The organism is candidate division WOR-3 bacterium (genome assembly GCA_029858255.1).
Lineage (GTDB): Bacteria > Hydrothermota > Tepidihabitantia > SM23-42 > SM23-42 > SM23-42.
The window spans coordinates 116,924-131,950 of the sequence record JAOUFJ010000003.1; the positions used below are offsets into that span (position 1 = coordinate 116,924).

General features: G+C 47.0%; 14 protein-coding genes and 1 tRNA gene. 6 read left to right on the forward strand and 9 right to left on the reverse strand.

All coding sequences use genetic code 11. The annotated features are described in order from the left end of the window. The first annotated feature begins 69 nt into the window (after positions 1-69). Positions 70-939 (forward strand): hypothetical protein, encoded by an 870-nt coding sequence (locus tag OEV79_02740; GenBank protein MDH4210347.1) that lies wholly within the window; start codon positions 70-72, stop codon positions 937-939. Between the two features lie 209 nt (positions 940-1,148). Further along, positions 1,149-1,221, forward strand: a tRNA-Ala gene (locus tag OEV79_02745). 145 nt (positions 1,222-1,366) lie between these two features. Here the strand turns inward: OEV79_02745 and OEV79_02750 are convergent. The 9 genes from OEV79_02750 to hslU form a co-directional block, all read right to left on the reverse strand. Next, a complete protein-coding gene (locus OEV79_02750; protein MDH4210348.1) occupies positions 1,367-2,251 on the reverse strand; it encodes a dipeptidase in 885 nt (294 codons plus the stop codon). Beyond that, a complete protein-coding gene (locus OEV79_02755) occupies positions 2,248-3,315 on the reverse strand; it encodes a metallophosphoesterase family protein (protein MDH4210349.1) in 1,068 nt (355 codons plus the stop codon). The genes OEV79_02750 and OEV79_02755 overlap by 4 nt, the downstream gene beginning before the upstream one ends. Positions 3,316-3,442: 127 nt before the next feature. Continuing rightward, positions 3,443-3,595 carry a hypothetical protein gene (locus tag OEV79_02760; GenBank protein MDH4210350.1) on the reverse strand — a complete coding sequence of 51 codons (153 nt, stop codon included), beginning with the start codon at positions 3,593-3,595 and terminating at the stop codon, positions 3,443-3,445. 4 nt (positions 3,596-3,599) lie between these two features. Next, a complete protein-coding gene (gene dacB / locus OEV79_02765; GenBank protein ID MDH4210351.1) occupies positions 3,600-4,973 on the reverse strand; it encodes a D-alanyl-D-alanine carboxypeptidase/D-alanyl-D-alanine-endopeptidase in 1,374 nt (457 codons plus the stop codon). Positions 4,974-5,042: 69 nt separating this feature from the next. Beyond that, positions 5,043-5,468 carry a DUF177 domain-containing protein gene (locus OEV79_02770; GenBank protein MDH4210352.1) on the reverse strand — a complete coding sequence of 142 codons (426 nt, stop codon included), beginning with the start codon at positions 5,466-5,468 and terminating at the stop codon, positions 5,043-5,045. Positions 5,469-5,572: 104 nt separating this feature from the next. After that, positions 5,573-6,814, reverse strand: a complete 1,242-nt coding sequence (locus OEV79_02775) for an asparagine synthetase B (GenBank protein MDH4210353.1) — start codon at positions 6,812-6,814, stop codon at positions 5,573-5,575. Positions 6,815-6,821: 7 nt separating this feature from the next. Further along, the gene (locus OEV79_02780) at positions 6,822-7,283 is read right to left on the reverse strand and encodes a PTS sugar transporter subunit IIA (GenBank protein ID MDH4210354.1); all 462 of its coding nucleotides are present in this window, start codon (positions 7,281-7,283) and stop codon (positions 6,822-6,824) included. A gap of 70 nt (positions 7,284-7,353) precedes the next feature. Then, a complete protein-coding gene (locus OEV79_02785) occupies positions 7,354-7,749 on the reverse strand; it encodes a hypothetical protein (GenBank protein ID MDH4210355.1) in 396 nt (131 codons plus the stop codon). Positions 7,750-7,752: 3 nt separating this feature from the next. Next, positions 7,753-9,129: an ATP-dependent protease ATPase subunit HslU gene (hslU, locus tag OEV79_02790; protein MDH4210356.1), complete on the reverse strand. Its 1,377-nt coding sequence runs from the start codon at positions 9,127-9,129 to the stop codon at positions 7,753-7,755. A 104-nt stretch (positions 9,130-9,233) separates the two neighbouring features. On the opposite strand from hslU, the gene OEV79_02795 reads away from it, so the two are divergent. Genes OEV79_02795 through OEV79_02810 form a run of 4 tightly spaced genes read left to right on the forward strand, consistent with a single transcriptional unit; the run spans position 9,234 to position 15,021 of the window. Further along, positions 9,234-10,916 carry an alpha amylase N-terminal ig-like domain-containing protein gene (locus OEV79_02795; GenBank protein ID MDH4210357.1) on the forward strand — a complete coding sequence of 561 codons (1,683 nt, stop codon included), beginning with the start codon at positions 9,234-9,236 and terminating at the stop codon, positions 10,914-10,916. After that, complete coding sequence (gene uvrB / locus OEV79_02800) at positions 10,906-12,900, forward strand: excinuclease ABC subunit UvrB (protein ID MDH4210358.1); 1,995 nt, start codon at positions 10,906-10,908, stop codon at positions 12,898-12,900. The genes OEV79_02795 and uvrB overlap by 11 nt, the downstream gene beginning before the upstream one ends. Next, positions 12,863-13,753: a carboxylating nicotinate-nucleotide diphosphorylase gene (gene nadC / locus OEV79_02805; protein MDH4210359.1), complete on the forward strand. Its 891-nt coding sequence runs from the start codon at positions 12,863-12,865 to the stop codon at positions 13,751-13,753. Before uvrB ends, nadC begins: the two co-directional genes overlap by 38 nt. Beyond that, positions 13,750-15,021 carry a bifunctional folylpolyglutamate synthase/dihydrofolate synthase gene (locus OEV79_02810; GenBank protein MDH4210360.1) on the forward strand — a complete coding sequence of 424 codons (1,272 nt, stop codon included), beginning with the start codon at positions 13,750-13,752 and terminating at the stop codon, positions 15,019-15,021. Before nadC ends, OEV79_02810 begins: the two co-directional genes overlap by 4 nt. The last annotated feature ends 6 nt before the right edge of the window (positions 15,022-15,027 follow it).

The window sequence follows — 15,027 nt, forward strand, 5'->3', positions numbered from 1 at the left end:
TTGCCACCGACCAACGTGAAATGCTTCATTCCCGCTTGACTGAAACAATCAATCCGAATATAATCAGCCATGATTAAGAAGTTGTCGATGGTTGCTACCATGTTCCTCCTCGCTGCGAATATTGCATCGGCTAATCACACGCGTATGTCTGCGTTGATGGCCGGGGACTATATTGACGACATCATCCACATAGACCTGTATCCGCATCGTCTGCTTGCATACGCTAACAATCTCTATCTCGACATCGGACCAGATAATAGAGATTTCGGTGCTTTTGTCACGCCGAACGAGAAATACGGAGCCCTGGGTCTCTGGCAGAATCCGGTCGCGGAAAACGGTTTCAATATAGGCTATGCGGTCAGCCTGTACAAATTCGACCTCGGCTTCTCTTTTTCTCCGAACAAAGATAATCTCAGGCTGGGATTCGGCATCGGTCGTGATCTTTTCGACCAGAGCATCGAAGTTTCATTTCTAACTCTTGAGGGGACAGCCGAAGACCGGCACACCTTCCGCGTCCGCTATTCACGGCGCATGGGTGATTTCAATATCATACCAAGATATACGCTGGATTACGTGTCGGATCCACTGGATTACAAGAAACACAGGCTCGGCATAATGTTTCAACGGATGATCCTTAATGAAGGCTTTGTCTATGTGGGTGCCGAGTACGACTTTACGCGCGGCGATCTCGAAATCGACTCCACACATGTTCATGCCGGCGTCGAATTGAGACTGAATCGATATCTGGTACTCAGATGCGGCGTCGCCGAGCATTTCGAAGACGGTTTCGAAAATGGCACCTGGTACATCGAGCCGGGCATCGGTCTGCGGATACGCGATTTCAGTATCGACTTTCATCTTAACGAAGAAAGGCTCTTTGACAAAGAACAGACTTTTTTCAAATCCTTTGGATTGGATTTTTTCTTCGGGAGATTTTAACGGAGCATGTTACGACGGTCGGTTGCAAAAAATGATAAGATGTCGTAGTCGCGCGTCGTTGATAGCATCCGTTATGTTCCTGATGTATCATAGCCTGTTTTGATCATTGTGGCTTTGAAATTCGGGTTTGTTTAGTATTTCGATATTCGAATTTCGGATTTGATTCTGGCTATCGGTCATCGTAAACGGTCAGCCATTACGAATCGTACGGGGGTGTAGCTCAGGTGGGAGAGCGGTGCGTTTGCAACGCACAGGCCAGCGGTTCGAGTCCGCTCACCTCCATTTTCTTTCAGAAAATAGATTTAGAAGGATGTAGCCAGATACAAACAGATAGTGACCCGTTCATGCAGTGCACGTGTCTTCAAATTTCCAGATATGAAATTCGAATTTCTAAACAATTTCAAAATGTGAAAAATGAGACCGTCGGTTAGAGTCTTTTGAATACTCTCAGGAAATTGCCGGAGAAGATCTGCTGTATGTCTTTCTTCTTGTATCCTTTTGCCAGAAGCGCTTTTTCAATGCGTCTTATGCTTCCGGGTCCGGGGATCACCGGATCATTGATACCATCAAAATCGCTGCCTATGGCAGCATATTTGACTCCGTATTTTTCACACAGATAGTCGAGATGATCGACAATACCGAATTTACCCAAATGGTATTTGGAGAAATTCACCCCGACGACACCCCCGCATTCACATATAGCCTTTATGGCCGGGTCTGCAATGTTCCGCAGAAAAGAAGAGTTCAACGCCCTCACACAGGAATGAGATGCGATTACCAAGTTTTCACATATTTCACAGACGTCGAGCACGGTGCGCGTGGAAGCATGGGACATATCCAGGATCACATTGTACTTGCGCAAGTTCTTGATGTATGCGCGACCTTTCTTTGTCAGTCCTTTCCTGTCATACTCCAGCGCGGAATGAGCTAACCCGTTTGAATTATTCCAGGTCAATGTAAAAACCCTTACCCCTAATCCATAAAGCGCTTCCACCTGTTGGAAAATATTGTCGTAGATATGACCTCCCTCGACACCCAAAAGGATATTCGCTCGATGCGAGGACATTTCACTGTATGTTCTTACAGGATGCAGCTTTTTCCTACCCTTCAAATAATCAACCGTTGAGGCGAGCATGTTGACCGCTTCTATGAATGGATATTTCGACTTCGGGTACACAAAATGCGCGAATACTGCACCGGCATAACCTTGTTCATAGAGCCGCGAAGGCTTAATATGACGGGTTTTCTTATTTGTCAGATGATACGGCGTATCACAATGTAAATCAAAAACCGCTGATGGACTGAGCTTCATTTCCCTGCCTTCTCCTTGACCAGCATGTCAAATACCGTACCGTCGGGTTTTATTACCTGCAACGTCATTCTTATCCCGTGTATCTGAACCAAACAAAAATGATATGCTGCTTCGCCACACGCAAGCCAATCACGATCTTCGACGTCATAAAGGACAGCGCTGCCGCCGCCGCTGATCACATATATCACTCCATTGATCTCCTCAGTACGTTGATAATTGTGGTCGTGCCCGGCAAACGCAATATCCACATCATATTGTTCAAACAATGAAGACCATGCCTCCCGGATATGAGTGCGATCGCCGTACCTGCCTGCTGAGTATGCAGGGCGGTGAAAAACGACAAAGAGCCAATCAGTAGTTTCGTCTTCGCGAACCGCTGCGAGACGGCAGGCCAGCCATTCCTTCTGGAAACCATCGATATCGCTCTCTGAATTCAGGATAATGAACATGACATTACCGTATCTGACCGAATAGAAGAATTCAGAGTCGGGCAAGGCGAAAAGTGTATCATAGGGCCAGTAGGGTTTCTCATGATTACCCAGTGCCGGAATCAAGAGAGTATGCTGCAGGAGTGTATCTTCGACGTTGAAAAATGTGCGCCAGTTATTTGTGTCATCACCGTCAAGGACGAGATCACCGGTATGTACAAGAAAATCGATGTCGCGAGTAGCAATCCGGTCAATCACTGATTGATGAACTATCGAATCACCGCGCGTATCTCCGAATACGACAAAAGACACGGTGTCGGTATATTCGGGAAACGTTGCGAACTTCTTGATGTCATGATTCGGGAGGACCCGGTAAAAGTATTCGGTGCCGGCATCAAGACCGTCGAGAAGGACGTGATGATGATAACGAACTCCGTCGATTCTCACAGTATCCTCCAAAGCTGCAGTCAATCCGAATGCCACAATCGTGGATTCATAACTTTCCGTGTTCCAGTTGATGAATACCGAATTAGTTGGCGCTGCAGTCGGCGTCAAATAGGGTTTGCTATCGAACGGCTCAAAACCCCAGCCGTAAGAAAGAAATGCATATAATGCAAGTAATAATATTTGTCTCATGAAATCCATTATAGTGATATTTCCAGGAGCGTCAACGGAATCCTTTGCTCGCATTTTGTATGCTGAACTACAATCGCAACGGTGTTACGCTGTTAGTAGTCGGTTAAGTGTTGAGTCAGTCCGGTCTTCAACAGACGATTATCCCGTAGAGTACGACCAGTAGGACGAATGTCGCTATGATCCCAACTCCCACGAAGCGGAAAGGTTTTGGGTACTTCTTCTTCGGGATCAGGCGTCTTACTTTAACTTCCTGTTTTTTCTTTCTGAAATCTAACCCCATTACTTCATGTCTCCTCTTTCAGGAAGGCCCATATTGCCTCGAGCAGGTCCTCCTGTGTTCTTTCGATCTGCTTGCGAGGACACGCGAAATTGTTGAACATGATGGAAAAACAGTAGTACCGTTCATCAATGTTCAGATAACCAGATAGGCATGATACGGCATGCAATGTGCCTGTCTTCGCCCGAAGGAAACCTTTCAATCCATTGAACCGTCCTATCAAGGTGCCTTCTCCAGGACCGGGGAGCAAGTTATAGAAAGTATCGAACAGATCCGAATGGTACATGCGCCGCAATACAAGCGCAATATCGTATGGTGATATGAGGTTATGGCGGGAAAGGCCAGAACCGTCATACCATGCAACAAGACTCGTGTCCACACCGCATCGCCTCAGAAACTCCTTCAAGATTGACACCCCACCCAGAAAACTACCGTCCCGACGGTAGTGTGAACCCAACGTCTTGAGTATCGCCTCCCCAAACAGATTAACGCTCTCCGAATTCAGCTCCTTGATTATCTCTAACATGGGTGGGGACAATACCGAATCAATCACATTGTATGTGGCAACCATTCCGTGACTACTCGCTTCAGTACCCTCTATGCACCTGCCGCTGATACGTATGTTCGACGCAACCAGCCTTTCCTTCAGAAATTCGCCGAAGTACAATGTCGGATTCTTCACCGAGACTTCAATGTCACGCTTGTTCCGGAAACCAATACCGCCGTCAACGTAAATAATGTTCGCCTCGGGCCTTCGGAATATGATAATACTGTCATCACCCATCTTTGTGACCATATTGTTCACCAATTTGACGTACCGCGTGGTTGGCTCGATGGTTACATTTGCGGGCTGTCCTGGTCCTGTCGATTCAATATGGATATTTACCACATTGCGGTTGAGCGAAAGCGCGGAGACTTCGGCTGCATAGCGCGCATCGAGATAGTGCCAGGCCCAACCGACAGGTAATCTCTCATCTGTGAAATATGAATCATCCAGTATGATATTACCCTCTATTTCCGTGATGCCCCGATTCTTTAAAGCATTGACGAATTGTTCGAGATTTTCGAGAGAGAAATTCGGATCGCCGCCGCCGGAGACAAAAACATTGCCCAGCAATTTACTGCCCCGGACGTGGCCGTCTGTGCCGATACGGGTTTTGAACCGAAAATCCTGGCCCAGAAACATAAGGGCAGCTGCACTAGTAACGATCTTTGCGTTGGAAGCCGGCACGAGAAGTTTCTGAGAATTGTTTGCATAGATAACACTATCTCTTTCCAGATCAAGAACGATCATTCCTACATGAGCATGATCTAACCATTGTTGATTCAGAATGCTATCGAAAGCAAGCGACGAAAGTAGAATAAGTAGCATGCTAGCCATGAATATGCGATATCAATACCATTTCCGCATAAGTGTCATCATCAAACACTATTTGGATTATTCGTTGCATTATTTTTTTGCCGTGTCTGATTGTGGCGTGAAAAGACCGGCTTTCTTTACTTTGCAGGCACAACGTTTCAGATTCAAATTTGTGCCGCATTCCGGACATAATCCGAGACAAGCCTCCCTGCATACAGGAGTAATCGGTTGCGAAAGCAAAATCGCCTCTCTGATGCCCACACTCAAATCGATATGCGGTCCTCGATAATATACCCTATCTGCGTCATGTGGGGTCAGTTCAACATTCTCTATGTGCACGTAGGGATCATCGCCTTCAACGTAATCAAGATGCAGTGTAAAATCGAAATCGTTAGAGAATCCAGTTAAACAGCGCATACATACGTACTCTCCATGAAAGACAACGTGAAAATCTGCGTTGATGCCAATCGCGGATTTTTGCAGCGTTACTGTAGCCTGAATGTTGCTGATGTTCATCGACCGGTTGCCCTTGATGTCGAGCTCCTCAGGGTCGAGGTCATGTAATTCATAGAAACTCTCTCGGTCGAGGTCTTTTGTTTTAATGAGGAATTTTGATCTGTCTATGTCTTCAACTCCTTTTTACGGGCTGCTGGGAACAGAACGTTATTAAGTATCAACCGGTACCCGGGTGAATTTCTATGCAAGCCGAGATCGGTCGGTGGATCTCCTACAAAGTGTTGATAGTCCTCGGGATCATGACCGGCTAAATATGTGAAAGTGCCTTTTCCGTAGTCACCGTGCAGATATTTGACTTCCTCCGTGCCAACAACTTCGCCAAGGTTCAGCACGGCGACCTTTATTGTGCTCCTCCTGAATCCCGAGCACTGACCCAGGAACTCTTTGACGAGCGCAGTATGGTTCTGCACCAGCATACTCGGCACTGGATCGAACTTTGCGGAAAATTCGAATAAGGATACGTAAGTATTGGGTCCTCTACGGCTCGATTCCTGCATTACATCGATCGTCGAGTGCTCATAAACCAACGGGTCGAGCACAACCTGAAATTTCTCGAAAGCCAGGCAAAGAGAAAAATCGAGCTTCTTATTAGCCTGTTGATCGAATGGATCACCATCATAAATACCGTGACATATATCCGTTTCTGCTGCGGCCAACGCTATCTCGTAAGTGTCGCAAGCCGAGCACATGGAGAAAACAAAACCACCCTCTGATATATATGCTTTAATGGCGAGCGCTACGGCAAGTTTCATCCTGGAGACTTTGGCAAATCCAAGACGGTGACATATTTCTTCGTTCATGCGTACCTCAGCCTGGTACCATTCGGTCTGACGCTGGCTGCCATAGAACTTACCGTACTGGCCGGTAAAATCCTCATGATGCAAGTGAAGCCAATCATACTTCGGGAGCACTCCATTGAGAACATCATCATCCCACACTTGTTCATAAGGTATTCCCGCGTATTCCAGAGCCAGTGTAACCGCATCGTCCCATGGCTCGAAGTTTTCGGGTATATAAACGGCTATCCTGGGCGCCTTTTCCAGAAGCACGGTCTCCATGTTATTTTCTTCGATGGTCTGATAGATCTCCAGCACATCAGATGCCGACACATGCTCCCAACGTACACTGTTGACCGCACAATCTTTTTCTATGTTCCTGTCGTATTCCATCATGAATGAACCGCCCCTGAAATTAAGCAACCATTCAACATCAAGCCCTTTGCTTATGGCGCGGTAGGCAACTCCATATGCACGTAAATGGTCGGATTGCGATAGATCCATTGGAACCAGCAATTTGTCTGCCTGGAGCGCAGCAAAGATTGTGAATAGTAGAAGACCCCTAAGCATGAACAACTTACTCCTCGTTCTCCTTTATTATAGTCATGATTTCCTTTGGATCCTTGGCATTCCGAAGCATCTCCCTCACCGGATGCTTGCGCAGCAATCTTGAAAGTTTCGCCAAGGCCATGATGTACTCTGATTTCTGGCTCTCAGGCGAAGCAATAAGGAAGATAATATAGGAAGGCTTGCCATCGATAGAGGAAAAATCTATTCCTTTGGGCGACCTGGCAAAGGCTAGAAGCAGATCCTTGACCGCATTCGTTCTTGCATGGGGTATCGCAATACCATCACCTATACCCGTAGATTCGAGGTTTTCCCTTTTTGCCAATGCCTTTATGAATTCCTTACCGTCACTCACCAGCTTACTTTTCACCATATGCGCCACCAATTCATCTATGGCAGCAAGCTTTTCTTTGGCCTTTATCTCCATCATTATTGCCTCTGGTTTGAGATACTCAGAGATTTTTAGTTGCATCAAACCTCCTCTGATTCAATTGCGTTCACCAACACTAAGTAGAGAAACGTGACGCAAAATATCCTAATCATCATAACCCAATCACCGGTATCGTAGATGATACGAATATCTTCTTCGATTCATCTTTCCGCTTGATCAGCAATGCATCAATCTGATAAGTATCAACGTATCGCTTAGTTATGTCAAGCAGACTTCCCTCTTCAAGATGCAATGAAGTCCACACCCCGTTTTCGACCGCCTCATCTTCCACCAGGTACAGTAATTGCCATCCATTCTCTTCGGTCTTGTCGTAAACGACCTTGACCTTTTGATGAGTTAGACTCGCCAGCCGGGATATTCTGTTGGGTTCGATTACGAATAATACGAATAATTTACCGCTCAGATTTTTACACAACTGAACAGCTGCTGATAGAATCGTCTGATCCGTATCACCAGTCAACATTAACAGAAATTTCTTGAATTCCATCTTTTATAGTATATAGCGGGAAACATCTACGTTACGGACTATCTCACCTAATTTCTCATCTACATACACCCTGGTGATCTTTGCTTTCTTGGCTGTTGCAGGCGCATTATACAGAAGGTCTTCAAGAAGTTTGGTCATGACAGTATGTAGACGGCGCGCGCCAATATTCTCCGTAGTCTCATTCACCTTACTGGCGATTTGTGCAATTGTATCGATAGCATCCTCCGAGAATTCCAATTCCACACCATCGCTTGCCAGCAGCGCAATATACTGCTTGATAAGTGAGTTCTCGGGTTCGACAAGAATGCGCCGGAAATCATCCTCAGACAGCGCCGAAAGCTCAACCCGTATGGGAAATCTTCCCTGCAATTCAGGTATCAAATCGGAAGGCTTCTTATTATGAAATGCTCCTGCAGCTATGAATAGTACATGGTTCGTCTTGATCATCCCATACTTGGTCATGACATTCGAACCCTCAACGATTGGCAGCAGATCTCGCTGTACCCCTTCCCTGGAAACATCCGGACCTGCAGTCGTGCCTCCACCAGCGATCTTGTCGATCTCGTCAACAAAGATGATCCCAGAGTTCTCGGCTCTTAGTCTGGCCTCGTTTATCACTTCATCCATATCGATCAACTTCTCTGCTTCTTCACTCTGCAGGTACTTGATCGCCTCACTGACCGGCATTTTCCTCTTCTTTTTCCGCTTCGGCAACCTGCTACCGAACGCCTCTTCAACAGCCATCCCCAGTTCCTCGATACCGCCCTGACCGAAAATCTCTATGATCGGAGCAAATCCCTGCCGTGAAACTTCTATTTCGACGACACGCTCGTCGAGCTTACCGGCATGCAACATCGCACGCATCTTTTCCCTCGTATCAAGGGTCTTTTCGGGCACAGTGACAACCTTATTTGGGTCGGGTCGCGGCAGCGGGGGTATCAGGATATCAAGAACCCTTTCCTCGGCATAGAGTTTTGCCTTATCCTGAACCGACTCCGTCTTCTCCTGCCGCACTATGTTAACTGATATTTCGACAAGATCGCGGACCATTGACTCAACATCACGACCCACATAGCCGACCTCCGTAAAACGCGATGCCTCGACCTTGATAAAAGGCGCGCGTGCCAGCCCGGCTAATCTGCGTGCTATCTCTGTCTTACCTACTCCGGTCGGACCTATGAGTATTATGTTGTTGGGATAAATCTCTTCTTTTATCTTCCCTTCTACTCGTTGACGCCGCCACCTATTTCTCAGGGCAATAGCCACCGCCTTTTTAGCTTCGGATTGACCGATGATGTAGTTGTCCAGTCGGGCGACTATTTCTTCGGGAGTAGGAAAGGCATCATATTTTACTGATATCATCGAAGCCCTTTCCTCCATCAAGGTTAATTATATTGAATATCGCAAAACTGTCAAGATTGGGACAGAGAAGAAATCACGGTGCGATTGTTGACAAATGATGAGATTTTGCATACAATTTTGACATGGAACGGGGATTAAGAAAACTATTACTGTTGCTGCTTTTACTGCAAATGCTCCATGCGATCGACCCAGACGGTGTTTTTCACGACCGCAGTGACCTTTTCTATGTCAATCCACAGGCTGGCGACATCCGACTCAGGGTAACCAGAGGCGCTGTAGAAAGAGTATCTCTTCTTATAGGAGCACAATCTGTTGAGATGAATCTAGCATATCAAGACAAAGAATTTGATTATTATGCGGTTCAGTTGAATGCGTTCGGTTCGACCCTGTCGTACAAGTTCCTCCTCAGAAGCGGCAGTGATTCACTGATGCTCCCGTCCGATGGTTCAATCCGTCCATCTCCAGACGCTTTGTTGACACCGAGTTGGGCCGCCGGAAAGATATACTATTCAATAAATGTAGATGGCTTTCACAATGGTGACCCGCGGAACGATCCCGGTGAGAAAGCCGATTGGGGTACGAAACCCACAGAATGGTCATCCTACGGTGGAGATCTGAAAGGCATCGTTCAGAGAATCGATTACATAAATTCCTTAGGGCCGGACATCATCCTGCTTTCACCTCTGTTCACGGCAGCATCAAATCATAAACTGAATCCTCGCGACTACGCAACCATAGACCCGGCATATGGTGATACAATTGATCTCAAGAACCTCATCGATGCGATTCACGGTATCGGGAAGAAGGTTATTCTTAGTATCGTCTTCACCCATACCGGTAATGACTTCCCTGCCTTCACTGACATCGTTACGAAGGGGAGTGCGTCACGATATGCGGATTGGTATAGAATTCAAACCATGCCGTCAGCTCCGGGTGGTATCAAATACCGTTCATGGCGCGCCGACCCACGCTTCCCATTGTTGAATTTGAGAAATCGACAGCTGCAAAGTTATCTCATTGGCTTCATTGATTATTGGACACATTTCGGATGCGATGGATTCTATATAGGCGAAACAGAGATCGACGAGGGCTTCGCGGGCAGGTTATATGCGCAGATAAAGGAAAAGCATCCCGACTTGTTGATCATATACGGTGATCCCCGCGCCGGGAGTGCGTACGTCGCGGACGGCCATTACGACCGTGGTCTTAGCCAAGTTCTGGTTGACTACTTTGTTAATGATACGATCACTACTGCCGAATTCGATAGCATCATACATCAAATGTTATTCTTCAATCCGACCCAAATTAACCGTAACAGCATCATTGGGATTGTTAGCTACACCAAACGGATCCGGGAAGTTGCTGACAATGCGCTACTCGAACTAATGTATGCTTTTGTCTTTACGTTTTGTGGTTCCCCGCTTATCCTCTACGGCGACGAATTCGGCATGAACGAATGCGCGCCCCTTAACTGGGGCAGTTTCCCCTGGAGTGCAGACCGTCAGGATCGTCACCTCTTTGGCAAAATACAGCATTTCATCAGAATGCGCAGGGAAAATATTGAGCTGAGTAGCCGAAATTTCTTCACTCTGTATATAGACGATGTGAGCAAGGTCTATGCCTATGATCGGGGCGGATTGATCGTTGTCTTGAATTGTGGTTCTGCGCAATCATTTGTTGAACTCCCGGCATGGGATGGAACATATGTAGAGTTGCCGGGTGGCGCCAAATTGACCGCATATTCCCAAACCCTCAAGCTCTCCGTCGAGCCAATGTCTTATCGCATACTGAAGCGTGAGATTTAGACTCTTCACGACATTTAGCCCAAAAGGTGACCAACCAGAAGCAATCAGCCAGCTGACCGATGGCATCAACAAAAACCGAAAATATCAGACCCTGCTGGGCGTAACCGGTTCGGGCAAGACTTTCACGATAGCCAATGTGATAGAACAAATCCAGAGGCCGACGCTGGTGATCTCTCATAACAAAACACTTGCGGCACAGCTTTATGGCGAGTTTAAATCTTTTTTCCCGGAAAATGCAGTCGAGTATTTCATATCTTATTATGACTACTATCAGCCAGAGGCATACGTTCCAGCGAGTGATATGTATATTGAGAAAGATGCTTCAATAAATGAGGAAATCGAACGCCTCCGACTGCGGGCAACATCGTCTCTGCTGACCAGACGTGATGTGATAATCGTTGCATCGGTATCGTGTATCTACAATATCGGTTCACCCGACGAAGTTAAAGAACTCGTGCTAATGATCGATAAGGGAAAAAGAAAAGAAAGAGACGAAATACTGAACATATTAGTGTCAATCCAGTACCGGAGAAATGATGTCGACTTTGCACGCGGTACCTTCCGTGTCCGTGGCGATACGATCGATATTCATCCCGCAGATGAAGAATACGGAGTAAGAATACAAAGCGTGGATGAAGTCGTTGATAGAATCCAAATATTTGACCCCTTAACAGGACATGTCACGGACGATCTTGAGAATATCGTCATATTCCCTGCAAAGCATTTCATCACAACACAGCCACGGATCGAGGAAGCATTAACAAATATCAGAACCGAACTCGAAGAGAGACTTGATAAGTTCAAGAAAGAAAACAAGCTGCTCGAGGCACAGCGCTTGCAGCAACGAACGAATTTCGATATCGAAATGCTCCTCGAACTTGGCTATTGCCCAGGAATCGAGAATTACTCAATGCATTTATCCGGTCGTCGGCCTGGGGAGAGACCTTTTTGTTTGATCGATTACTTCCCTGATGATTTCCTTGTCGTGATCGACGAATCGCATGTCACCATACCACAGATAAACGGAATGTACGAAGGCGATCACTCCCGCAAACTCACTCTGGTCGAACACGGGTTCAGACTGCCATCAGCACTAGAAAATCGACCGCTGAGATTCGATGAATTTGAATCTCTGATCAATCAGGCGATCTGCATATCGGCTACACCCGCAGATTGGGAAATCGCGAAGTCAGGTCATCAGGTCATCGAACAGATCGTTCGTCCAACGGGAATAATAGATCCGGTTGTCAGTGTCAAGCCAGCCAGCAATCAGGTAGATGATTTGCTGAATCAAATCAAAAAGAGAGTAGCACACAAGGAGCGTGTACTGGTGACAACTCTCACAAAAAGAATGGCTGAGGATCTCACCGAGTATTTGCATGAACTGGGACTGCGGGTGCGATACATGCATTCTGAAATAGGCGCCCTGCAGCGCGTAGAAATATTGCGGGGCCTCAGACTGGGCGAGTTCGATATCCTCGTCGGCATAAACCTGCTCAGGGAAGGACTGGATCTGCCTGAAGTCGCACTCGTTGCGATACTTGACGCGGATCGGGAAGGTTTCCTCCGCAGCGAACGGTCATTGATACAAACCGCCGGCCGCGCGGCACGTAACGTGCGCAGCGAGGTCATTATGTATGCCGATGAAATAACCGGGTCGATGCGAAATGCAATAAGGGAGATGGAAAGACGGCGGAGAAAACAAGTCAGATACAATGAGGAACATAACATTACACCCAGAAGTATTGTGAAAAGCCATGATGAAATATTGAGAGCGACCTCGGTGGCTGACCGCATTAGCCAGGAAAAGCGCAGAGAGGAAGGCGGTATGGAAGAACTAGGCCGTCTCTACAAGGACATGGAAGAAGCCGCGTCGCTTCTTGAGTTCGAGCAAGCCGCAGAAATACGAGATAAAATAAAAGCGATAAAGCGTAAAATGGAGATATATGAAAAGAAAAGACGGCAAAACAAGACAGATAGATAGAGAGGCAAAGCAATTTCAGACCATTGTCAAGAGAGCATTGAGAGAGGACATCGGTCGCGGTGATATCACAACGGATGCCATTATCCCGGAAACCGACCGGGCATTGGGTATCATTTTTGCCAAAGAAGAAGGAATACTATGTGGAGTCGACATCGCTCGAACCGTCTTCGAGCAGATCGACAACACGATCGATTTCCAGAAACAGCTGAATGACGGCAGCCAGCTCTCGCCAGGAGTTACGATCGCAATCCTGATCGGCAAAGCCGCCACTTGTTTGACCGGGGAAAGGACGGCGCTGAATTTTCTGCAGCATCTTAGTGGTATTGCCACCGTCACCAGGCAATTTGTCGACCGGGCAAAAGGTACAATCAAGATCCTTGATACAAGAAAAACAACACCCGGCCTGCGCCTCATGCAGAAATATGCAGTACGTGTTGGTGGCGGTTGGAATCATCGTTTTGGTCTATACGACATGGTTATGATCAAAGATAATCATATTCAACTCGCTGGCAGCATCAGTGAAGCAGTGAAACGTGTCCGCGGCAAAAAGAGGAAACAATTCATCGAAGTCGAAGTGCAGACGATCGAAGAACTGAGGGAAGCTATCGACTCAAATGTTGATCGAATAATGCTTGACAACATGCGTGCGGTCCAAATAACCAAAGCCGTTGATCTGATCCGCAGATCTGCACCTGATACTGAAATCGAACTCAGCGGCGGGATCGACCTCCAGAGCATCGGCGAGATTGCCACATCCGGTGCTGATTTTGTCTCCGTTGGTGCGCTGACCCACTCGGCGAAAGCCCTGGACATTGCGCTCAAGATGAAACCCCTTGGCCCCAAGGCCATTTGAATAAAACCTCCCAGGATTTTCTGTATTCACTGATCGACTACGAGAAAGTAGCCGGCTATGATTATGACCTGGATGCCTACAAGGATTTTCTCACTAATTTCGGTTCGCCAGAGCGTGGGCTACACAATGTAATCCTCATCGGTGGAACAAAAGGCAAAGGTTCAACTGCGGCCATAATGAGTGCCTCTCTGCAGAGCAGCGGATACCGGGTTGGTCTGTACACTTCACCTCACCTCAAAGATATCAACGAACGCATCAAAATCAACGGACAAAGCATCGGTAATTCTGAGTTCGACCGACAGTTACGGAGAATCATGCCCGCGGTGAAGAAGAAAAGGGGAGCAAGAAGTTTTTTTGAGGTCCTCACAACAGTGGCTTTTCTGCATTTTCTGGAAAAACGGGTTGATGTCACGGTGCTCGAAGTCGGCCTGGGTGGCCGCCTCGATGCAACGAATGCAACAAACCCACTGCTGTCGGTCATAACAAGGATAGGTTATGACCATACAAATCTGCTTGGCACAAGACTCGGGCAGATCGCTCAAGAAAAAGCAGGTATCATACGCGAGAACGGCACATTGATCACAACGCACCAAAGACCAGCAGCAGCGAAGGTATTGATGAAAGCCGCGAGAGCCAACAAAAGCAGGATAATCTTTGCCCACGAGCAGCACAAAATAGAAGCACTGAGGCAATCTATGGACGGTACTAAGATACGTGTCAGTGGCAAATTAGGCAGTTTCGATTTGTTTCTCCCCCTGGCCGGATCACACCAAATAGAGAACGCCTCGCTCTCCCTGGCTGCATTGTACGAACTCCGAACGCTTGGACTTCAGCTGCATATCGATGCAGTACGCAGTGGCATAGGCAAAACGTCTCTTCATGGCAGATTCGAAGTCGTATCAAAGAATCCTCTGATAATTTTTGACTGCGCTCATAACGAAGACTCATTCAGGGCGCTCGAACAGAATCTCACGGAGTTTAAGATAAAAGATTTCTACCTCGTTTTTGGGAGCAACCGTGACAAGGGCATAAAGTACTGCCTGAAGAGCATTTTTCCAAAAGCAAGAGAAGTATTTCTGGTCAAGGCAGACAATCCACGTGCTATCGAACCAGCGGCCATATCGGCGCAGGCGGGCAAATATCAAAAGAACATAACGATCGGGACTTCGGTAAAAGATGTCCTCAGCTTACTGTCTACGCGTCAAGAAAAGCCGGTAACGATTGTTATCGCTGGCTCCTTCTATCTCTGGCAAAAAAAGTGGATATAATGAAGT

Bases quoted from the DNA above. Each gene is read 5' to 3' on its own strand.
- OEV79_02770 (MDH4210352.1), bottom strand. From the start codon at position 5,468: ATGAACATCAGCAACATTCAGGCTACAGTAACGCTGCAAAAATCCGCG.
- OEV79_02775 (MDH4210353.1), bottom strand. From the start codon at position 6,814: ATGCTTAGGGGTCTTCTACTATTCACAATCTTTGCTGCGCTCCAGGCA.
- OEV79_02785 (MDH4210355.1), bottom strand. From the start codon at position 7,749: ATGGAATTCAAGAAATTTCTGTTAATGTTGACTGGTGATACGGATCAG.
- nadC (MDH4210359.1), top strand. From the start codon at position 12,863: ATGAAAAGAAAAGACGGCAAAACAAGACAGATAGATAGAGAGGCAAAG.
- dacB (MDH4210351.1), bottom strand. From the start codon at position 4,973: ATGGCTAGCATGCTACTTATTCTACTTTCGTCGCTTGCTTTCGATAGC.
- OEV79_02750 (MDH4210348.1), bottom strand. From the start codon at position 2,251: ATGAAGCTCAGTCCATCAGCGGTTTTTGATTTACATTGTGATACGCCG.
- hslU (MDH4210356.1), bottom strand. From the start codon at position 9,129: ATGGAGGAAAGGGCTTCGATGATATCAGTAAAATATGATGCCTTTCCT.
- OEV79_02760 (MDH4210350.1), bottom strand. From the start codon at position 3,595: ATGGGGTTAGATTTCAGAAAGAAAAAACAGGAAGTTAAAGTAAGACGC.
- OEV79_02780 (MDH4210354.1), bottom strand. From the start codon at position 7,283: ATGCAACTAAAAATCTCTGAGTATCTCAAACCAGAGGCAATAATGATG.
- OEV79_02795 (MDH4210357.1), top strand. From the start codon at position 9,234: ATGGAACGGGGATTAAGAAAACTATTACTGTTGCTGCTTTTACTGCAA.
- OEV79_02755 (MDH4210349.1), bottom strand. From the start codon at position 3,315: ATGAGACAAATATTATTACTTGCATTATATGCATTTCTTTCTTACGGC.
- OEV79_02740 (MDH4210347.1), top strand. From the start codon at position 70: ATGATTAAGAAGTTGTCGATGGTTGCTACCATGTTCCTCCTCGCTGCG.